Origin of the sequence: Corallococcus sp. CA054B, assembly GCF_003611625.1 — a bacterium.
Taxonomy (GTDB): domain Bacteria; phylum Myxococcota; class Myxococcia; order Myxococcales; family Myxococcaceae; genus Corallococcus; species Corallococcus coralloides.
This window is the reverse complement of the sequence record NZ_RAVY01000041.1, coordinates 20,686-41,038: the sequence shown is the minus strand read 5'-3', so window position 1 is coordinate 41,038 and position 20,353 is coordinate 20,686. Positions and strand designations below refer to the sequence as shown.

General features: G+C 70.1%; 18 protein-coding genes. 8 read left to right on the top strand and 10 right to left on the bottom strand.

Annotated features, from left to right (window positions below):
* Nucleotides 1-6 precede the first annotated feature (6 nt).
* On the top strand, nucleotides 7-1,137 hold the full coding sequence (locus D7V80_RS13295; RefSeq protein WP_120588509.1) for a hypothetical protein: 1,131 nt from the start codon (nucleotides 7-9) through the stop codon (nucleotides 1,135-1,137).
* Here the strand turns inward: D7V80_RS13295 and D7V80_RS13290 are convergent.
* Entirely contained in the window at nucleotides 1,121-1,999 is an 879-nt protein-coding gene (locus tag D7V80_RS13290) for an SDR family oxidoreductase (RefSeq protein ID WP_120588508.1), read from the bottom strand. The genes D7V80_RS13295 and D7V80_RS13290 overlap by 17 nt on opposite strands.
* Nucleotides 2,000-2,123: 124 nt before the next feature.
* Here D7V80_RS13290 and D7V80_RS13285 point away from each other — a divergent pair, with 124 nt between their 5' ends.
* Complete coding sequence (locus D7V80_RS13285; RefSeq protein ID WP_120588507.1) at nucleotides 2,124-2,846, top strand: TetR/AcrR family transcriptional regulator; 723 nt, start codon at nucleotides 2,124-2,126, stop codon at nucleotides 2,844-2,846.
* Nucleotides 2,847-2,890: 44 nt separating this feature from the next.
* On the top strand, nucleotides 2,891-3,856 hold the full coding sequence (locus tag D7V80_RS41400; protein WP_147447091.1) for a hypothetical protein: 966 nt from the start codon (nucleotides 2,891-2,893) through the stop codon (nucleotides 3,854-3,856).
* Nucleotides 3,857-3,920: 64 nt separating this feature from the next.
* On the opposite strand, the gene D7V80_RS13275 is transcribed toward D7V80_RS41400, so the two are convergent.
* From D7V80_RS13275 to D7V80_RS13260, 4 genes are all read right to left on the bottom strand, one after another.
* Entirely contained in the window at nucleotides 3,921-5,357 is a 1,437-nt protein-coding gene (locus tag D7V80_RS13275; protein WP_120588505.1) for a glycoside hydrolase family 43 protein, read from the bottom strand.
* Between the two features lie 97 nt (nucleotides 5,358-5,454).
* A complete protein-coding gene (locus tag D7V80_RS13270; RefSeq protein WP_120588504.1) occupies nucleotides 5,455-7,026 on the bottom strand; it encodes a PKD domain-containing protein in 1,572 nt (523 codons plus the stop codon).
* Nucleotides 7,027-7,128: 102 nt separating this feature from the next.
* Entirely contained in the window at nucleotides 7,129-7,704 is a 576-nt protein-coding gene (locus D7V80_RS13265) for a hypothetical protein (RefSeq protein WP_120588503.1), read from the bottom strand.
* Nucleotides 7,705-7,913: 209 nt separating this feature from the next.
* Entirely contained in the window at nucleotides 7,914-9,869 is a 1,956-nt protein-coding gene (locus D7V80_RS13260) for a DUF4185 domain-containing protein (RefSeq protein WP_120588502.1), read from the bottom strand.
* Nucleotides 9,870-10,000: 131 nt separating this feature from the next.
* Between D7V80_RS13260 and D7V80_RS13255 the strand changes: the two genes are divergently transcribed.
* Nucleotides 10,001-10,495: an endonuclease V gene (locus D7V80_RS13255; protein WP_120588501.1), complete on the top strand. Its 495-nt coding sequence runs from the start codon at nucleotides 10,001-10,003 to the stop codon at nucleotides 10,493-10,495.
* 31 nt (nucleotides 10,496-10,526) lie between these two features.
* Entirely contained in the window at nucleotides 10,527-11,657 is a 1,131-nt protein-coding gene (locus tag D7V80_RS13250) for a class I SAM-dependent methyltransferase (RefSeq protein WP_120588500.1), read from the top strand.
* On the opposite strand, the gene D7V80_RS13245 is transcribed toward D7V80_RS13250, so the two are convergent.
* Entirely contained in the window at nucleotides 11,630-12,634 is a 1,005-nt protein-coding gene (locus tag D7V80_RS13245) for a LysR family transcriptional regulator (protein WP_233585310.1), read from the bottom strand. The two genes, D7V80_RS13250 and D7V80_RS13245, sit on opposite strands and share 28 nt — an antisense overlap.
* Nucleotides 12,635-12,757: 123 nt before the next feature.
* Between D7V80_RS13245 and D7V80_RS13240 the strand changes: the two genes are divergently transcribed.
* The gene (locus D7V80_RS13240; protein ID WP_120588499.1) at nucleotides 12,758-14,008 is read left to right on the top strand and encodes an MFS transporter; all 1,251 of its coding nucleotides are present in this window, start codon (nucleotides 12,758-12,760) and stop codon (nucleotides 14,006-14,008) included.
* Nucleotides 14,009-14,065: 57 nt separating this feature from the next.
* Here D7V80_RS13240 and D7V80_RS13235 read toward each other — a convergent pair whose 3' ends face one another.
* From D7V80_RS13235 to D7V80_RS13225, 3 genes are all read right to left on the bottom strand, one after another.
* On the bottom strand, nucleotides 14,066-15,169 hold the full coding sequence (locus D7V80_RS13235) for a hypothetical protein (RefSeq protein ID WP_233585308.1): 1,104 nt from the start codon (nucleotides 15,167-15,169) through the stop codon (nucleotides 14,066-14,068).
* Between the two features lie 620 nt (nucleotides 15,170-15,789).
* Entirely contained in the window at nucleotides 15,790-16,437 is a 648-nt protein-coding gene (locus D7V80_RS13230; RefSeq protein WP_120588497.1) for a response regulator transcription factor, read from the bottom strand.
* Nucleotides 16,434-17,597 (bottom strand): sensor histidine kinase, encoded by a 1,164-nt coding sequence (locus D7V80_RS13225; RefSeq protein ID WP_120588496.1) that lies wholly within the window; start codon nucleotides 17,595-17,597, stop codon nucleotides 16,434-16,436. The genes D7V80_RS13230 and D7V80_RS13225 overlap by 4 nt, the downstream gene beginning before the upstream one ends.
* Nucleotides 17,598-17,737: 140 nt before the next feature.
* Between D7V80_RS13225 and D7V80_RS13220 the strand changes: the two genes are divergently transcribed.
* On the top strand, nucleotides 17,738-18,454 hold the full coding sequence (locus D7V80_RS13220; RefSeq protein WP_120588495.1) for a hypothetical protein: 717 nt from the start codon (nucleotides 17,738-17,740) through the stop codon (nucleotides 18,452-18,454).
* Here D7V80_RS13220 and D7V80_RS13215 read toward each other — a convergent pair.
* Nucleotides 18,417-19,025 (bottom strand): TetR/AcrR family transcriptional regulator, encoded by a 609-nt coding sequence (locus D7V80_RS13215; RefSeq protein WP_120588494.1) that lies wholly within the window; start codon nucleotides 19,023-19,025, stop codon nucleotides 18,417-18,419. The two genes, D7V80_RS13220 and D7V80_RS13215, sit on opposite strands and share 38 nt — an antisense overlap.
* Before the next feature lie 116 nt (nucleotides 19,026-19,141).
* Between D7V80_RS13215 and D7V80_RS13210 the strand changes: the two genes are divergently transcribed.
* A complete protein-coding gene (locus tag D7V80_RS13210; protein WP_120588493.1) occupies nucleotides 19,142-20,335 on the top strand; it encodes a macrolide family glycosyltransferase in 1,194 nt (397 codons plus the stop codon).
* Nucleotides 20,336-20,353 lie beyond the last annotated feature (18 nt).

The following is a 20,353-nucleotide window of genomic DNA, read 5'->3' as shown; positions in this document are numbered from 1 at the left end:
ACGAAGATGAGCGCGGTCGTCGCGGGAGTGTGTCTGCTGGTGGAGCTGGGGCTGGGCGTGGCGCTGCTGGTCGGCACCTTCTTCACCCTGGCCTTCAGCAGCGAGTCGTACCGGCACTCCGCCACGCCGCTGCATCAGGCGTTGAACGGGCTGGCCTTCGTGCTCGCGGTGCTTCCGCTCCTCCTCACGCTCTGGGTCGGCTGGCGGCGCTTCCTGTCGGACCGCCCGTTCGACTCGGTGCCGCTGGGGATGGGCCTGCCCATGGTGGCGCTGGTCGCGTGCGCCGTCACCGCATTCCTGTCCATCATGGGAGGCGAGTGGTCGACGTCGCGTCACCGCGCACGGCAGGAGCAGGAAGCGCGGCTCGCACTGCGCGCCGCGGTGGAAGGCGGCGCGGTGGACAAGGCGTGTGACCTGGTGGCCGCGGACCCGCGCGCTTCGGCCGAGGACATGCGCCGTTGCCGCGCGTTCATCGAGTCCCGCCCCGACGCCGAGTCCCGCTGGACGCAGCTCACGAAGTTCGCCGACGAGCGCGGCGGCTTCAATACCTGGCACCTGGGGCAGACGGGGCTCGCGCCGGACTGGGAATGGGGCAAGGCGGTGCCGGTCATCCGGCACGACCAGGAGTGGTTCCTCCGCACGTTCTATGAAACGTGGCTGGCCCGGACCCAGGACCTGCCGACCCTGGATGACCTGGGCCGGTTGCAGTTGGCCCTCCAGACCAGCACCCGCTACCTGGGCTGGGATGCCCGGGCCGTGGAGACCCTCCGCACCCAGGTGCTCCCCACGCTGAGCGCGCGGCTGGAGGCACAGGACGCCCGCCTGCGCGCCCTGCCGGGCATGGACCCCTGGGTGCTGGATGCGATCCGGGACCGGATGCAGGGCCTCCAGACGAAGCCTGACGAGGGTGTGGAGCCGCTGCCCCCGTTGCCGGGGACGCCGTCGCCGGGAGACATCGGCGTGGCGCGGCTGGACGACACGGGCGCGCTGGACCTGTGGCTGCGCGCCACGCCCACCTCGGGGGACTTTGGTGACGTCTACGTGCGCCGGGCTTCGTACGACAGCGAGTACGAGGAGTGGCTGAAGTATCTGGGGCTCCTGCGTCCCGGGGAGCCGCGGTTCATCCCCGCGCCCTGAGCGTCAGCTTCCCGGCGAGCAGCTCGCGCATGCTCGTCGGCTCGCGCCCGAGCAGCTGCCGCAGCGTGGGGTCTACGGCCGCGAACTCGCCGTCGCGGCTCGCGCGGTAGAGGCCGAGCGAGATGCCGACTACGGGCGCGGGCATGCCGCCCGCCACGAGCTTCGCGCGCATCTCGTCCTCCGACACGGTGCTTCGACGGAGGGGACGCCCGAGGATGCCCGACGCGACGTCGCACAGCTCACCGAAGTCCAGCGCCTGAGACGCCGTGAGCGGCGGCGTCGGCCCGTCGAAGCGCCCCTCGTTCGTCAGGATGACCGCCGCCGCCTCCGCCAGGTCCGCGTGCGTGGTCCAGGAGACCTTCCCGTCCGCGGGCGCCTCGAAGACGCCCGATGGCAGGGCCCGCTCCAGCAGGAACGCCGCGCTCGAGGCGTAGAAGCCATTGCGAAGCGAGGTCCACGCCAGTCCGGATCCGGCCAGCATCTGCTCCGTCGCCGCGTGGTCGAGCATCGGAGGAAACGCCGACGTGCGGCTCGCGCCCATGTGGCTCGTGTAGACGATGCGCCGCGCGCCAGCGGACCGCGCGGCGTCGATGGCGGAGCGATGCTGGGCCAGGGGATCGCCCCCATGCGCGGCCGCGTTCGACGAGACCAGCAGCACCTGGGTCGCGCCCTCGAAGGCCTGCGCGAGGCTCGTCGGCTCCGCGAAGTCCCCCCTCCGCACCCGGACGCCGCGCGCCGCCAGGTCCTGGGCCTTCTGGACGTCCCGGACGCTGACGGCCACCTGGTCCACGGGGACGCGGGCGATGAGCTTCTCCACGATGAGGCGGCCAAGCTGCCCCGTTGCTCCGGTCACGACGATCATTGAACGTCCTCTCTCAGTATCACCGGAAACACCATCGAGATACCAACGATAACGTAGCGACCGCTATCGCCGTTATCAAGTGTTCGTTACCGCCGCTCCGAAGGGCGCGTGCTAAGTCGGTCGCATGAAGGACCGCGAGAAGGTCGCCGCCGAAGACGCCGAGGGCCCCGATACGCGTGCGCGCATCCTGGTGGCCGCCGCGGAGCTCATCGCCGCAGGAGGGCCCGACGCCGCGACCACACGAGCCGTGGCCGCCGCGGCCGGTGTGCAGGCGCCGACCCTCTACCGGCTCTTCGGGGACAAGCGTGGCCTCCTGTCGGCCGTCGTCGAGCACGAGCTGACGAGCTACGTGGCGAAGAAGGCCGCTCGCAAGCCGCACCCGGATCCGGTTCAGGACCTGCGGATGGGATGGGACATGCACGTCGCGTTCGGACTCAGCCATCCAGGGCTGTTCGCGCTCATGTGCAGCGACCTGGAGCCGGCTCCACGGTCCTCCGTGGTGAGCACCGGCAACGACGTCCTGCGGCGCCGCATCCGGAACATCGCGCTCGCGGGCCGGCTGCGGGTCAGTGAGGAGCGGGCGCTCGGCCTCGTGTCGTCGATGTGCAACGGCGCGGTGCTCACGCTCCTGCGCCAGCCCGAAGGGCAACGCGACCTCGGGCTGTCCGATGCCGCGCGAGAGACGGTCATGGCCGCGATCACCAGCGAGGCCGCCCCTCCGGCGAACACGGAGGTCCGTTCAGCGGCCACCACGCTGCGCGCCTCCCTGGACCGGCTAACCGTCCTGACCCCAGGCGAAAGCGCGCTGCTGAGCGAGCTGCTGGCGCGCATCACGGACGCCGGGTGACAGTCACCGCCGATACACCGCGCAGCAGGTTGAGGGCCCAGAGCATGTCGTTCTCCGCATTCCAGCGCTATCTCGCGAGCGAATACGTCTCGCAGCAGTCAAACGCTCCCCTCAGCCCCAGTACGGCGAGTGACTACGCCTCGCGGCTGCGCCGCCTTGAAGAGGTGTCGGGGTGGCAGGTGGAGGAGACGAGCCCCAGCATCTTGCGTGGGTTCATTGACCGCATCCGAGACGACCGGGAGCTGGCCGGGAAACTGGGCCCTGGAGGAGCTTCAGACATCCAGGTTGCCCTCCGGCGTTACGCCGACTACCTGTCACGCCCCAAGGACGCTGAAGCGCACGAGGCCGACCCGGGGCCGCTCCGTACAGACGGACAGGGGCAGGCAATCGATCCTGGAGATGCTCCACCGGGCGAACCGCTGGATGCTTCAGCAAGGACGTCACCTCGGGCAGGGACGCGGTCCCGGACACCACGCCCCTTCGATCCGCATCAAGTCCTTGCTCCCTTCGTCCCTGGCGATGAGCACGAAGATCCCGCAGACACGTCGGACCGCCGAGAGAAGGCCTCGCGGGAACACCGTGCCCTGCTCACCATCCTCCACCAGCACCTCGTAGAGGCGAGGTGGACCGAGATCCGGGAGATCGCAACCTCGGTGGACCTGTGGGGCACGAATCCGGCTGACGGGCGCCGCATCATCTTCGAGGTGAAGACACTCGGTGCCAAGACCGAGCGAATGCAGACCCGTCACGCGCTCTCGCAGCTCCTGGAGTACCGATACTTCGACGGGAACAGCGAGGACCGACTGTGCCTGGTGACGGATGCGCCCATCAGCGATGCGCGCGAGCAGTTCCTGAGGACGCAGGGGATCGCCGTGCTCGTGCACAATGGCGAAGGCTTCCAGGCGCTGGGGCCACTGGCGCACGAGTGGCTCGGAGCCTTGCTCGGCAGCAGGGCTCCTGCGGCGGCCCCCAGCGATGACGTGAAGAGCAAGACGGCCGGACCGTCGTAAGCGCCCTTGTGGCAGAGGGGCGCGCGAGCTGTTTGCCGCGCGCTCCTCGCCTGGACGCTTCCTGCTACGGCATCGGACGCGAACCGGAGGACGGCGCTTCCGGAACCGCGGGCCAGCCGTTGGGCCAGGTAATGGCATCCACGAGCATCACCCGCGCCGTGTGGGCGCTGTTCCACGCGTGGTAGACCATGACCGTCCCTCCGCCGGGTCCGGTGACCACCGAGTTGTGGCCGGGCCCCACCCAGCCGCCGCCCGTCTTGAGGATGGGGTTGCCCAGCTTCGTGTAGGGCCCCAGCGGACTCGTGGCCCGGGCCACGCCCACGGCGTAGGTGCTGTTGGCGTACGAGTTGCCACTGTAGAAGAGGTAGTAGTAACCGCCCCGCGCGACGACCCACGGCGCCTCGACGACGCCGCCCTCCCAGCCGAGCGTGTTGCTCATCAGCGTGCGGCGCGTGCCGGTGAGCGACAGACCATCCGCGGACAGCGTCTGGCCATAGATGGGCGTGGACTGCCCCACCGCGTTTCCGTCCGCCTTCCACACCAGGTACGGCACGCCCGCGGTGTCGTAGAAGAACGTCGCGTCGATCATCCCCATCCCCGCGTCATGCACCAGCGGATGGCCCAGGTCCGTGAAGGGCCCCAGCGCGCTGGTGGCCGTCGCGGCGCCGATGGACAGCTTCCCGTCCTGATGGCGCGCCGTGAAGTACGCGATGTACCGGCTGCCCACCTTGTGGATCTCCGGCGCCCAGTAGTCACCCGTGGCCCACGTCGGCCGGCGCGAGGAGGGGAAGATGTTGCCGGCGGCCGTCCAGGTGACCAGGTCCTTGGACGTGCGCAGCGGGAACGCGTTGGCCGCGCCACCGGACGTGCAGGCCGCGACGTACTGCGTGCCGTCGTGGATGACGCCCGGGTCCGCGCAGTCCACGGGCACCACGGGGTTCTGGTAGAGCCCGCCACAGCCCGTGTAGCGCAGCGAGATGCCGCACGCGTTGCTGCCGCTGAAGTACGGCGCCCAGTCGTTCGACAGCACCGTGTACGAATTGGGGGACGCATTGGTGCAGCCCCGGTCCCACCACACGCGGCCGCCCACGTCGTCGTACTGGGCCGGGTGCCCCGCGGGATGCAGCCACGCCGGACCGTAGGTGACGCGCGTCGCACAGGCCGTGGCGCCACCACAGTCCGTCGTGTCGAGCGCCATCACACAGGCGTTGTTGCCGGTGAAGTACGGCTTCCAGCCGTTCGACAACACCGCGTAGGAGTTGGTGCCTTCGTTGACGCAGCTGCCGTCCCACGTCACCAGACCGCTCGCGATGTCGAACTGCTCCGGGTGCCCGGGGTGGATCCACCGGTCCCCGTAGGTGATGCGTGTGCTGCACGCGAGCGCCCCCGTGGACGTGCCCACCGGGGCCTCGTCCACCAGGGGACCGTCGGGACGCTCCTCACCACACCCCGCCGCGAGCGCGGCGAGGAAGACGGCGGACAACAACGGGGGGTTCTTCATCGATGGACCTCCAGGCCTGCGAAGACTTGGAAGTCCTATTTATCAGTTTTTACTTGTTGTCGAGATTCCATCCCGGCCCGGGCGTGGGAAGGGTCGGTCAGCGAACCTCGAGTTCGTAGATGCGCGTCGCCGGGTCGCCGTTCTGGGACGGGGTGGTGATGTTGAGCTTGATGTAGCGCGCGGAGGTGGCGCTGATGGCGTGGGTGGAGGTGTTGGCGGTGTTGTTGGTCACCGTCACCAGGGTGCTCCAGGTCGTGCCGTTGGTGGAGGTCTGGAGGGTGAAGGCCCGGGTGTTCCAGGTGCTCGCTTCGCCGCCCGCGCCGGCATGCTGGACCGTGAAGCTGCTGACCGTCTGCACCGACCCGAGATCCACCTGCATCCAGGCGCCCGACACCAGCGAGCAGAACTTGTCGGTGGTGCCACCGGAGACGCTCCCGTTGACCGCCCGGGCCGGCGTCTCGCTGCTGTTGCAGGCGGTGGAGCCGGTCGCCGGCTTGTTGAGCGCCAGGTTGGCGTAGCCCGCGCCGACCGAGACGGTCTGCGTCCGGGTGTGGCTGGCGCCGCCGTTGTCCGTCACGGTCAGGCTGACGGCGTAGTTGCCGGCGCTGGCATAGACACGGCTGGGATGGGTCGCGGTCGAGCCGCTGCCGTCGCCGAAGCTCCAGCTGCGCGCGGTGATGGTGCCGTCGCTGTCGCTGGAGGCGTCGCTGAAGGTCGCGGTGAGTCCGCTCACGGTGACGCCGAAGTTGGCCACCGGCGGGGTGTTGCCGCTGACCGCCGTGTTGATGGCCGCCGCGTACTGCGCGCTCGTGCCCTGCGCCGCGCACTTCTGGATGTCGTCGTACAGCCACATGAAGCCGCCGTTGATGCCAGCGGTGCTCTTCCAGTTGCTCATCCGGGTCTGCACCGAGGCCGGGCTGTCGCCGCTGGCGCAGTTGGTGCCGTGGCGCGACCACAGGCCCGGGTCGACGGTCATGCCCATCGCGGTGTTCCAGCTCGCCGGGTTGTTGCCGGCGCCGCCGTCGTAGACCTGGAGGTAGATGCCGTCGACCGCGGAGCCGAGGTTGTTCCGGAGGTTCCGCCAGAAGGTCTGCTGGGTGTAGGGCGCGAAGGTGATCTTGAAGCCCTGTCCAATGAGCATCTGTCCGAACTGCGTGGTCGGAGCGAGGTCGTAGGCGCTCTCGTCGTCGAAGTTGACCGCGTCGGCGCCGGTGGCGGCCTTCAGCGCCTGGAAGTTGCGGTACAGGATGCTGTTGGTGCCGGTGCCGCAGACGAGCGTGCTGCCGCAGCCGGCGGCGGTGCCGTTGACCAGCCGGGCCATGCGCTCGAAGTCCGGGACGCTCCAGGCGCCAATGGACACCTCGATGCGATTGACCGAGGTCGGCGCCGTCTTGAGCGTGGCCAGCCGCGCGGGCCAGGCCGGATCGCCGATATAGGCGCCGTTCCGGACCACGGGGATGTCGTTGTAGACGAGGTCGCCGTTGTCCTCGATGTGGAAGCTCCAGAGGATCACGGTGGTGAAGCCCGAGCCGCGCAGGTCGTTCATCACCGCGGTGCCGCCGGAATAGAACGGGCCGCCGCCGTAGATCGCCGAATCGGCAAGTGCCACCGGCGAGACCGTGGCCAGCGCGAGGGCAAGGCAGGACGCGAGTTGCTTCGACTTCGGCATGGTGTGCTCCCCCTGTCGCCATCGTTGGCGACGGGGAGACATTGCGAACACGCAAACCAGCAAGTCAATTCTATTCAGACAAACTGGAATATACCGGAAGACTCACTCGGCGCGGAAGTGCGACTCCGCGATGGAGGCGCCCCAGCAGCAGGCGGCCTCGCCCTCCGCATCGGTGGGCAGCGTGGTGTGGAGCGGAGCGTCCGCCTTCACGTCCTCGAAGTAGAAGAGGTTCTCCGGGAGGAGGACGAGCGCACGGTCCGCCTTGCGCGTGCGCAGGGTGAGTTGCGCCAACGCCGGGTCGGCCACGTCCGAGGTCCCCTTCGGGAAGAAGGCCTCCCGCTTCGGCGGAGCACGGTCACCCTCCGGGATGCAGCCACCCTCCTCCGTGGAGACCTCCACCTCGCGCACGTGGCAGCCCTTGCCTTCCGCGAAGTGGAACACCGCCCGCACCTTCGTGAAGTAGCAGTCGGGGGTGCCGCAGTCCGCGCTGTGGACGTCCGCCACCGCGGTCAGTCGCACCTTGTTTCCAGGCAGGGACTCCACCATCCCGCTGCGCGCATAGCGCTGGAACAAGGGGGCCTGGGCGCAGCTGGAGGGCGCCGGAGCCGCCGCCTGGGGGCCACTGACAGGCACGGACAGCAGGAGCGCGAGGAGCGGCGAGACGTGCTTCAGGGACATGGCTGAGCTCATAGCAGACGCCAGACTTCGAGTAGCGCGGTGATGCGGGCTACCGCTGCGTCCAGACGATCGGCGTGGACACCGAAGTCACGACCTCGGTGATGTCCACCGAGGACGCGACCCAGGTGTGTCGCGAAGGGCCCCCGGACGGCGAGCAGCCCCAGACCGCCGAGGGCTGAGGCCCCGAAACAGCCAGGCGCGCGCGGCCTTCAGTTGCGGACCAGCGCCACGTCATCCACCTGCAACCACGTGTCGCCCGTGTTCGCCCAGGTTCCGGCGTACACCTCCACGCTGTGGTTGCCGCCGGAGTTGAAGGTGACGGACTGGAGCGTGTAGCTGCCCAGCGGCTGCGTCAGGTGCACCTCGTTGAGGATGGGGCCGGCGTTGAGCATGCGCGCGCCGAAGTAGCCGTCGTTCTGGTTGGAGGACGTCTTCACCCAGCCCGTCAACGTGTAGACGGTGTTGGGTGTCACCGCGACCTCCTGCTTGAGCGCATTCCAGCCGGTGTTGTTGCGCACGAAGCCGTTGTTCGCGCCGGTGCGCGCGAAGCCCAGTCCCCGGTCGACGCCGCCGTTGCCCTGCACGTACCAGGGCGAGGTGGCGGTGGAGGACGACTGCTGTTCGAAGCCGCCCTGCGCCACCAGGTTCGCGCCCCGCGTGAGGCTCACGTCGTCCAGCTGGGCCCACGTGTCGCCCGAGTCCGCCCACACGCCGCCGTACACCTCCACGACGGTGTTCGCGCCGGAGTTGAACGTGACGGTGCGCTCCGACCAGGACGGCAGCGAGCCGTACTGCGACTCCCCCAGGATGGGGCCGTTGCCCGCGGCGCGCGCGCCGAAGTAGCCCCGGGTGGTGTTGGACGAGGAGCGCAGCCAGCCCTTGAGGGTGTAGTCCGTGTACGGCTGCACCACGACGCTCTGCTTGAGCGCGTTCCAGCCGCTGGACCCACGCACGAAGCCGTTGTCCTGGCCGGAGCGCGCGTTGCCCAGCGCCCGGTCGATGCCGCCCGCGCCCGCCAGGTACCAGGGCGCCATCGTCGGCGTCGCGGCTTGCGTCTCGAAGCCCGGCTCGGACAGCAGGTTGTTGCCCTCCGCGTCGGCCGTGAGCGTCGCGCGCATCAGGAACGTGTTGTAGGGCGTCCACTGCGAGGTGATGAAGTACAGCTCGCTGGCGCTGTTGCCCCACGGGTGGATGAAGCCGTTGTAGACGCCGGGGAAGGCGGCACCGGTGGCCAGCAGCTTCTCCCCGCTCCACGGCCCGGTGGGCGTGCCCGCGTCGCGCATCACCACGGCCTGCCGGTGCTCGTTGAGATACGTCATCAGGAAGCGGCCCAGCGCGGCGTTGTAGGCGACGGACAACTCCCCCGCGATGCCGATGACCACCGGCCGCGCCGCCGCCTGGGACGCGGACCAGCCATTGCCGTCCCAGTACCGGTACGCGTTGATGTCCAGCAGCGCGCCCTCCGGCACTCGCGCCAGGTGCACGTTGCCGAAGCGCCCGTTGGGCGTGGCGTACAGGTAGACGAAGCCGCCGTTCTTCACGAAGGCGCCCATCTGGAAGGGATTCGTGAAGGACGCGTTGTTCACCCAGCGCGCCGTGGGGTGCTTCACCCAGTTCTGTCCGTTGTCGTCCGAGTACGCGATGCCCGAGTAATTGGTCGTCCACTGCCCCGGGTCGCCCCAGTGCTTCACGGACATGTAGTGGATGTAGTGGCGCGTCCCCACGCTGACGCCCGCGGTGGGGATGACGGTCATCTCGTCGTTGTCCACCTTCTTGGACGCCAGCACCTCCTTCGCGTGGCGGGTGCGGTCCTGGATCATCGTGGTGAAGGACAGGCCGTTGGACAGCGTGGTGTCCGCCGAGCGCGCCAGCACGTTGCTGCGCCAGCCGCCGCCGCACCCACCGTTGCCGCACCAGCCCGCGCCAAAGGTGTCCCCGAACAGGACGAACACCTCGCCGCCGCCCTTGTCCCAGACGATGCCCAGGTCCGTGCCATACACCTCGTAATTCGTGTGCGTCTGGTTCGGATTGGGAAGCGTCTCACCCGCCGGCGTGGCGCCCGTCACCCGCGCCACCTTCGTCACGTTCGTGGGCGTCACCGCCCCGGCCGTCCCCGTAACTCCCAGCAGACACACCGCCTGCAACACCACCACGCGCCTCATCATCTGGACTCCTCCGGCAAGAAAATTCGCATTCAAAGCAAATGCCTCAATTCAGGAAATAACCAACCTTGAGTTGAGGACTCCAGTGTCTGGTGGATCAGCGGTAGCGTGGGGGGACGCCCGAGGAGATCCGGATGCTCGCCTGTGTGGACGTGGACTACCGCCCCGACGTCACCGTGGCCGCGTGTGTCCTCTTCCGTGGGTGGACGGACGCCAAGGAGGCCGGGCATTGGGTGGACCGGGGCCCCATCGCGGCCCCCTACGAGCCGGGCCAGTTCTACCGCCGCGAGTTGCCGCACCTGCTGCGGGTGCTCGCCGACGTTCAGGAGCCGCTGGAGGCCATCGTCGTGGATGGCTACGTGTGGCTCGGGGAGGGCGTGCCCGGCCTGGGCGCGCACCTGTACGAGGCGCTCTGCCGCTCGGTGCCCGTCATCGGCGTGGCCAAGACGCCCTACGTCACCACGGGGTCCGCGCTCCCCATCGTGCGGGGGCAGAGCCTGCGGCCCCTGCTCGTCACCGCCATTGGGATGGAGACCGCGACCGCCGCGGAGCACATCCGGCGGATGCATGGCTCCTCGCGCCTGCCGACGATGTTGAAGTTCGTGGACCGGCTGTGCCGTGAGTCCTGACTGAGGGACGAGGACGTGCTACCCCAGGCGCATGGATCGCCCCCGCCGCCCCACCGCCTCGCCTTTCGAGTTTCCGCCCGGCGCCTCGTTCACCTGGCACTCGGAGAGTGACGAGCCCGCGCCCACGCGCCTGTCGCCCGTGGACGACGGCCTCAGCGCCGACACCGCGCTCAAGCGCGTCCGCCGGGGCGAGTTCCTGCGCTACACCGGCGACTTCCACAATGCGAAGCAGCTGCTGGGCGCGTTGGGCCGGCGGCTCGAACGGCCCTGGCAGGCCCGCACACCGCTGGAGGCGTTCCGGGCCGAACGCCGCGCACGGCAGCAGGAGCACGCGACGCTGTCGCGCATCGTCGTCGCGCTGGACCGCGGCTACCGTCTGGACCTCGCTCGCGCGCCGGACGTCGCGGAGGCGTGCCGTCAGGTCTGGGGCGAGCCCACGGAGGACTTCACCGTCGTGCCGCTCAAGCAGCTGCTCGGCATGCTCGGGGCCGCGGAGTGGCGGCGCAAGGGCCTGGCGGTCCCGGGGCTGAAGGGGCTGATCCATCCGCACTACGGCGTCTACCTGCCCACGCGCACGGACTACGTGGAGCTGCTGGCGGCGGTGCCGGACGTGAACGGCCAGCGCGTGTTCGACGTGGGCACCGGCACCGGCGTGCTCGCCTTCCTGCTCCTGCAGCACGGAGCGGCGTTCGTGCAGGCCACGGACTGCGACTCCCGCGCGGTGGCGTGCGCACGGGAGAACGCGGAGCGGCTCGGGCTCTCCCAGCGCTTCCAGGTGACGGAGGCGGACCTGTTTCCGGAAGGAAAGGCGGACCTCGTCGTCTGCAACCCGCCGTGGATCCCCGAGCCACCCAAGAACCGGGTGGACCGCGCGGTGTTCGACGAGGACAGCCAGTTCCTGCGCCGCTTCCTCGAAGGGCTCCCCGCCGCGCTGAACCCGGGTGGAGAGGGCTTGCTGATCCTCTCGGACCTGGCGGTGCTGCTGGGCCTGCGTCCGCCCGGGTGGCTCGAGGAGCAGTTCGAGCGCTGCGGCCTGACGGTGGTGTGGAAGGAGTCCACGCCAGCGCGGCACTCCAAGGCGAAGGACAAGGCGGATCCCCTGCACGCCGCGCGCTCCCGGGAGATCACCACCCTCTACGGCCTCGTGCCCACCACCCGATAGCCAGGGCGCGTGGCCACCGCCAGGGCCGCCGGAATCCTCTCCCGCATCCACTCCACGAACCTGCGCAGCCTCGCCGGATGGAAGCGCGCGGCGGGATAGATCAGGTACATGGGCAGCGGCGCGGCCTGCCATCGCGGCACCAGGTGCAGGAGCCGCCCGCGTTGGAGCTCCTCCTGGAGCACCCAGGACGAACCCACGCAGACGCCCAGGCCCTTCACCGCGGCGCTGCGCAGGGCGTAGAGGCTGTCCGTGCTCACGCGCGGCTGGAAGACGATGGGCTGGACCTCGCCGGTGGCCACGTGGGTCAGCGCAATTTCGTTGCGATAGAACGTGCGCAGGGACAGCCAGGGCAGCCTCGCGAGCGCGTCCGGATGCTCCGGCAGGGGGCCTCCCGCCAGCACTGACGGCGCGGCCACGACGATGCGAGGCACCTCCGCCACGCGGATCGCCACCACGCTGGGGTCCTGCACCTCGCCGACATGGATCGCGCAATCGATGCCGTCCGCGATGAAGTCCACCGGCCGGTCATGCAGCAGCCATTCGACGGAGACCCGCGGGTGACGGCCCAGGAACTCCGTCAGCGGCGCCACCAGCAGCTCCTGCCCGAATGCGTGTGGCACCACGACCCGCAGCCTGCCCTCCGGTTCGTCGCTCGCGCCGCGCAGGTCGGACTCGAACAGGTCCCAGCTGGCCAGCAGCTCCTTCGCCCGCTCGTAGCAGCGCGTCCCGTCCTCGGTGAGCTTCATGGCGTGGGTGGAGCGCTGGAGCAGCCGCAGCCCCAGTGAGCGCTCCAGCGCCTGGAGCCGGCGGCTCACCGTCGGCTGCGTGGTGCCCAGCTGCGCGGCGGCGGAGGACAGGCTCCCGGCGTCCACGATGCGGATGAACGTCTGCATCAGCTCCAGCCGGTCGGCGCTGGCGGACACGGGAAGCTTCGGCGGGGACTCGCGCCGCCGGGCCGGCTTCGAAGGGTTGGGCATGCGGAAGCCGCTCCAGACGGGGTGATACGTCATGCGTATAACCGCTGTACGGAGCGCGCGTCTACCGTCCCCGCTCCCTCTGGCGCACTGTCACCTCATCGCGCATCACCCGAGGTGAACGTCATGTCCTTCATTCGCGCCGTACATGGAACCGCCGGAAGCGGCGTCCTCCCCTCACCGGTCTCCGCCGCCAGCGCCTCCCTGTCGCACGGCCTGCGGCTGCTGCTGGCCGCGAGCGCCGGCCTGTCGGTGGCGGCGATCTATTACAGCCAGCCGATGCTGGGGGTGATGGGGTCCACCCTCGGCGCCTCCGACACCGCGGTGGGCCTGGTGCCCATGCTCACGCAGCTGGGCTACGCGCTGGGCATCCTGCTGCTGACGCCGCTGGGCGACCGCTTCGACCGGCGCCGCATCATCCTCATCAAGGCCGCGCTGCTGAGCGGGGCCCTGCTCCTGGGCGGCCTGGCCCCGGACATCCAGCTGCTCCTGGGGGTGAGCTTCGCCGTGGGCCTGACGGCGACCGTGGCGCAGGACATTGTCCCCGCCGCCGCGACCCTTGCCTCCGAGCACGAGCGCGGCAAGGTGGTGGGCACGGTGATGACGGGCCTGCTGCTCGGCATCCTCCTGTCCCGCGTCATCAGCGGCGTGGTGGCCGAGCGCTTCGGCTGGCGCGCCATGTTCATGGTCGCCGCCGCCAGCGTGGCCTTCGTCGGCGTGGCGGCCTGGCGCGGGCTGCCCCGCTTCCACCCCACGAACACGCTCTCCTACGGCGCCCTGCTCGGCTCGCTGGCCGCCCTGTGGCGCAAGCACGGCGCCCTGCGCCGGGCGGCGCTGGCCCAGGGGCTCATCTCCATTGGCTTCAGCGCGTTCTGGTCCACCCTCGCCGTGATGCTGCATGGCGCCCCGTTCCACCTGGGGAGCGCGGCGGCCGGCGCCTTCGGGCTCGCGGGCGCGGCGGGAGCGCTGGGTGCTCCGGTGGCGGGCCGCATCGCGGATCGCTACGGGCCGGAGGTCGTCACGCGCCTGGGCGCCGCACTGACCGTCCTCTCCTTCGCCACGATGTTCGCGGCGCCGTGGCTGGAGCCCCATCACCGGCTGTGGCTGATTGGCGCCAGCGCGATTGGCTTCGACCTGGGAGCGCAGGTGACGCTCGTGGCGCATCAGACGCTCGTCTTCGGCATCGAGCCCGCCGCCCGCAGCCGCCTCAACGCGGTGCTGTTCGCCGGTGTGTTCGCCGGCATGTCCGTGGGCGCGGCGAGCGGCAGCCTGGTCCTGGCCCGCTGGGGCTGGGTGGGCGTGACGCTGCTGGCGACGGCCTCCGCGCTGGCGGCCCTGCTGGTCCGCCTGTTCCCGGCGGCCCGGGCGGCCCGCTGACGGTGCCGAAACCGCGCCCCGTCCTCTTTTCCGAGGACGGGGCCCCCCCTCCCCCACCTACTGCACAGCTTGTTCGGACAGCATCCGCACGTTGAGCGCGCCGTTGGCGAAGAACTGGCTGTTCTGGCCCACGCGATGCTGCTCCAGGCGGCGCTGGAGGTTGACGTCGTAGCGGCCCAGCTTCATCAGCCCGTCGTTGAACCAGCCATCCCCCGGCCCGGTGCCGTCCACGTACTCCGCATAGACCCTGGGCGAGGGCCAGATGACGGTGTCGAGCGTCACGACGAACCTGCGGATGTCCGCGTCCGTCCACACCATGCCCGCGTCGTGGGCTTCCACGATGAAGGCCAGCACGTTGTTCGCGTGCGCCACGTCCTGGCCGGGCTGGGCGTTGGTGTCCCACTTGTCGTTCCAGAACCAGGCCGCCGGGTGGTCGGGGTTGGGCGCCAGCTTGTCGCGCAGGGAGGACGGGAAGTTCGGCATGCCGTGGTTGATGTTGTCGAAGACCTCCAGGTAGCGGGCCTTGCGCTCCGGGTCGGTGGTCATCCGCGACAGGTCCATGGCGATGAAGGCCCAGTGCGCGGCCATGTGCGTGCGGTTGCGGTAGACGAAGTCGTTCGCCCCGCGCAGGAACCACTTGTCGAAGATGTTCCGCTCCGTGAACGCCAGCAGCCGGTCGTACTGCCTGCGGTAGTTGCTGGAGCCGTAGAGGTCCGGCGTCTCGCGGATGATGCGCAGCATGCGCGTCGCGTAGCGCCAGCAGTAGCTCTCATAGAGCGGCACCTCCTGCCCGGCGGGGGACGACAGGGACGAGGTCCAGCCCAGGTACCCATCCTTGAACTGGCTTTGGGGGAACGAAGACGAGACGCGGGCGGAGGCCACCATGTTGTTGACGTAGAGCAGGGCCCGGTCCAGGTACGCCCGCTTCCCGGTGGCCCGGTACATCGCCGTGTTGGCGTCCAGGCCGTAGGCGAGGTTGTAGAAGTCCCAGCTGTCGCGGGAGTTGCTCCAGGGCAGGAAGGTCTGCATGTGCTCTCGGCCCCACGCATCCACGAACATCCCCTCCCAGACGGCGACGGGGCGAAGCCCCGCGGGAGTCGGAGGCAGCGCCGGTGGAGCCGGTGGAAGGGCCTCCTCTTCGGGCGCGGAGGAAGGCTCCATGGGAAGGCCCTGCACTTCAGGGGACTCGATCCGGCCCACGGCCTCACATGCACTGCACAGCAGCAGCGAGAGCACCAAGACCGGGAGATGGATCCAACGAGAGCGGCACGAGCAGCGGGGGTTTGACATCAGGGGTCCTCGCTTCAGGTCGATGTGGCCTGAAAGGGTATGGGCGCAAGCGGACCGTCCCAATGCCCCCGAGGGAACGGCCGCTCATCCAGGACCGGACTCCCATGTGCCCTGGACGCTTGCCCCCTCATGTCGTGACGTCTGGGTTTGGACGGAGGAAGTGTCCAGCACCGGCCGCGCCCGGAGGGGCAGGTTCGAAAGTCGGGACAGCCTCTTGATTCCTGCGGTTTCGCGGCACCGCAATGTTCCGATCCTGCTGTCGCCAGAATGCGCGTGGAGCACCTCCACGGACACCGCGGATGCGGGCCACGCGCCTGGGTGTGATCGCCCCCGGGTGGCCCGGGTCAGGGAGTGGCTGGAGCGTGCCGCGGCCGAAGGGGCGGGACTGAGCATGCGGCGCATGGGTTTCTTGGTTCGTCGCCCCCCGGCCGTCACCGCCTCACCCGCCTTCGTCGCGTTGCTCCGGCTGCACCACCCGTTCGCGGGCCTGCTCAGAGGCAGCCCAACTCCATGGCGCGGAGCACGGCGCGGGTGCGGTCCCTCACGCCCAGCTTGGAGAGGATGCTGGAGGTCTGGTTCTTCACCGTCCCCTCCGCCGTCCCCAGCGCGTCGGCGATCTCCCGGTTGCTCAGCCCCCGCGCGATGAGGCGCAGCACCTCCACCTCGCGGCGGGTGAGCCCCTCCGGCAGGTCCGCGTGGGGGAAGTCGCGAGGCAGCTCCGCCATGCCGCGCGCCACGCGCTCCGCGACTCCTGGCGGCAGCAGCGTCTGACCGGAGGCGACGCGCCGGATGGCCTCCGCCAGCTCCTCCAGGGACACGTCCTTGAGGAGGAAGCCCTGCACGCCCAGGCGGAGGGCCTCGATGAGGACGGCGTCCTCGTCGAAGGTCGTGAGCAGCACCACGCGCCGGTCCGCGTCCGTGCGGCGCAGCGCGCGCAGGGCCTCCAGCCCCGTCACGCGCGGCATGCGCACATCCATGAGCACCACGTCCGGGTCCAGCTCCGCGACCTTGCGCAGCGCCTCCTCGCCGTCCGAGGCCTCGCCCACCACCCGCAGGTCGGGCGTGAGCTCCAACAGGCTGCGCAGGCCCTGGCGCACCAGGGCATGGTCATCCGCGAGCACCAGGCGGACCGTGTTCATGTCCCCACCCCACGCTCCTGCGTGGCCGGCAGCCACGCCTCCAGCTCCAGCCCCTTCCCCGCCGCCGCGCGCCACTCCACGCGCCCGCCCAGCCGGGTGAACCGCTCCCGCATGCCGGTGAGCCCCGCGCCGGGCGTCACCGTCACCGCGCCGCCTCCGTCGTCCCGCGCGTGCACCCGCACCCCGCCGTCCTCCGTGGGGGCCATGACAATCCACAGGTTGCGGGCCCCGGCGTGGCGCAGCGTATTGGTGAGGACCTCCTGCACGCAGCGGAACAGCGAGTGCGCCGCTTCGGAGGACTCCAGGGCCAGCTCGCCGGGAACCTCCAGGTGGACTGCGAGCCCCGGGGCCCCTTCCGCGAGCGCGCGCAGCGATGGCAGGAGCGGCATGGGCGCCTCGCGCAGCTCCGTCACCGTGCGCCGCACCTCGGACAGGAGCGTGCGGGCGGTCTCTCGCGCGCGGCGCAGGTGCTCGGCGGCGGCCGTGTCCTTCGCGGTGTACGCGGCGGCCTCCAGGTTGAGGCTGAGCGCGGTGAGGTGGTGCCCCACGGAGTCGTGCAGCTCGCGGGCGATGCGCAACCGCTCCCCCTCGCGCTCACGCGTGGCGAGCAGCACCTGGGTGGCCTGGAGCTCCGCGTGGACCCGGGCCAGCTCGCGGCGGGCCTCGGCCTCGCGGACCATCACCAGGGCCGTGCCGAAGGTGAAGCCCTGGAAGCCGGTGTAGATGAGCGTCTGCACCAGTGCCTGGACGAACGGGCGCTGGACCGCGAACGCGACGAGCATGCCCAGCACCTGGGCCCCCACCCACGCCAGCGCCCGGCGCTGGAGGAGGATCTCCGGCACCTGTCCGGCGGTGATGGCGAGCAGCGCGCCGTCCAGCCCGCTCTCCCCCGTGGCAATGCAGACGAGCGCCGCGAGCGTCTGCGCGACGAGCAGCGGCAACTCTCCTTTGCCCTGCACCCGCGTCTGGAACCAGAAGGCCCCACCGAAGGTGAGGAGCCCGAGGCACCACAGCAGCGTGTCCGGCGCCATCCACCGCGCGGGCGCATGCGACAGGTCCTCGACGTGCGCGAAGCCGACCACGGCCCAGGTCAGCATCCCGGCGACGAACAGCAGGCGATGGGTGGTGGCGGGCTTCGCCACGGGGGACCGCGCGGGCATGGCTCAAGGACCCTAGGCCACCCGCGACACGGGGGCCATGTGCCGGAAGTCACATGCGGGCCGTATGACTTCCGCCAGATGGAGGCACCCGCGCCGACGCGTACCTTGCTTCCCGGACTCACCACACGTCGGAGGCACCTGTGTCGTTCTACCTGCTCGCCCGCTGGTTCCACATCGCGTCGGGGATCATCGCGTTCGTCACGCTCTGGCTGCCCCTGGTGGCGCGCAAGGGAGGCGCCCTGCACCGGCGCGTGGGCCAGGCCTACGTGGGCGCGATGATCTCCGCGGCGATCTCCGCACTGGCCATCTGCGGACCGCGCTTCATCCAGGCTCCGGGCACGCAGCCCATGGACCTCTTCTTCATCTACATCGCGGTCCTGAGCGCGGCCTCCGCGTCCATGGGAGTGCGCGTAATCCGGACGAAGACGCGCACCGGGGCGAGCACGCACCCGCTGGACGTGGGCCTGTCCACGCTGCTCCTGTGCATGGGCCTCTTCACCGCGGCGTACGGACTGCGGATGGGCGTGCCCCTGCTCTGGGGCTTCGCGCCGGTGGGCATCTTCTCCGGGTTGACCGGGCTCTGGTACTGGATGCGTCCGCCCCAGGACCGCATGCACTGGTGGTTCCAGCACATGGGCGCGATGGTGGCCTCGGGCATCGGCACCATCACCGCCTCCCTGGTGGTGAACGCCAGGCACGTCGGCATCGAAGGCCTTCAGCTCGCGATCTTCCTGGGGCCCACGGTGGTGGGCGTGGTGGGGCTGAAGCTCTGGACGCGCTACTACCGACAGCGCTTCGCCCGGAAGGCCCCGGGTCCCGTTAGCGTCCCCTGGGCAGGGGCCGCAGCGCGGCGATGACCAGGTCCACCACGGTGTCGGCGTACGCGCTCGTGAGGGGCGCGGTGCGAAGCAGCCACCGGTGGAAGAGCGGCCCGACGAGCAGCTCGACCGCGACATCCAGGTCCACCCCCTTCGCGACCTGGCCTGCTTGCTGCGCCGAGCGCAGCCGCTCTTGGACCGCCCTCAAGTGGGGCCGCAGCACGGCCTCCACGAACTGCTGGGCCAGCGCGGGGTCCGCCTGCGACTCCGCGGTGAGCGCCCGCGAGGGCAGCTCGAAGCGCGGATCCGTGAGCTCCTGCACCGTGGCGCGCAGCACCTCCCGCAGGTCGGCCTTGAGGTCGCCGGTGTCCGGCAGCGCCGAGGGCTGATTGCCGCCGCTCAGCTCCACGAACGCGTCCAGCACCACCGCCCCCTTGGAGGGCCACCACCGGTAGATGGTCTGCTTGCCCACCCCCGCCCGCGCCGCGATCGCCTCGACCGTCAGACGCGCGTAGCCCACCTCTCCGACGAGCTCGACGGCGGCCGTGAGGATGGCCTGGCGGGAGCGCTCACTGCGGCGGGACGGTTCCGGGGTCTTCGGGTCAGCCATGGACCGCCAGCCTACAACCAACGAGACGGGACGTCTCGTCTTGACATCCAGCCCCTCCAGGCGGATTGTGACGAAACGAGACGGTCCGTCTCGCCAGCTTCCGCCAGGAGAGCGCCATGTCTCGTCGTGCCCATATCGCGATGGTCAGCATCCCCGCCCACGGTCACGTCAATCCGAGCCTGGAGCTCATCCGGGAGCTGGTGTCCCGAGGGCACCGGGTGACGTACGCCAACGACGAGGCCTTCGCCGAGCCCATCCGCCAAACGGGCGCGGAGCTTCGCCCCTACCGCTCCCTGCTCCCCCGCGAAGGGGTGACACAGCCACGCTGGCCCGACGACCTGGTGGGGCAGCTGGACATGTTCCTCGATGACGCCATGTCCATGCTTCCGCAGCTGCGCGCTGCGTATGAGCACGACCGGCCGGATCTCTTCCTCTACGACATCGGCTGTTCCACGGCGCGAATCCTCGGAGAGAACTGGGGCATCCCCGCGGTCCAGCTCTCCCCCTCCTCCGTCGCGTGGGAGGGCTACGAGCAGGACATGGCCGCACTGGTGGAGACGCTGCGCACCGATCCGCGCGCCGTGGCGCACTACCAGCGCTACTCCGCCTGGCTCAAGGAGTGCGGCGTGGCGGAGACCGACGCCATGCTCTTCGTCGGGAAGCCGCCGCGCGGACTGGTGCTCATCCCGCGCGCGCTCCAACCGCAGGCGGACCGGGTGGACCTCAAGCGCTTCACCTTCGTGGGGCCGTGTTTCGGAGATCGCTCGGCGCAGGGCTCGTGGCAGCGTCCCCCAGGCGCTCGGAAGGTGCTGCTGGTGTCGCTCGGCTCGACCTTCACGCGCCAGCCTGGCTTCTACCGCGCGTGCCTCGCTGCCTTTGGAGGGCTTCCCGGCTGGCACGTGGTGCTGCAGATCGGCAAGCACGTGGCGCTGGAGGACCTGGGAACAATCCCAGACAACGTCGAGGTCCACCGCTGGGTGCCGCAGCTGGCGGTGCTCGAACAGGCCGATGCGTTCATCACGCATGCGGGCATGGGAGGCGCGCAGGAGGGCCTGTACTGCGGGGTGACCATGATTGCAGTGCCCCAGTCGACGGATCAGTTCTCCAATGCGGATCAGCTCGTCGCGCTCGGCATCGCGCGGCGGATCGACACGGAGGACGCCACGGCGGACGCGTTGCGCTCCGCGCTGCTTCAGCTCACGGAGGACCCGGCCGTCGCGACCCGGCTCGCGGCCCTCCGCAAGGAGCTGCGAGCGGAGGCTGGTGCCGCGCGCGCGGCGGAGCTGCTGGAGAAGGAGTTCCGTCTGTAGATGAAACCGGGGTTCACA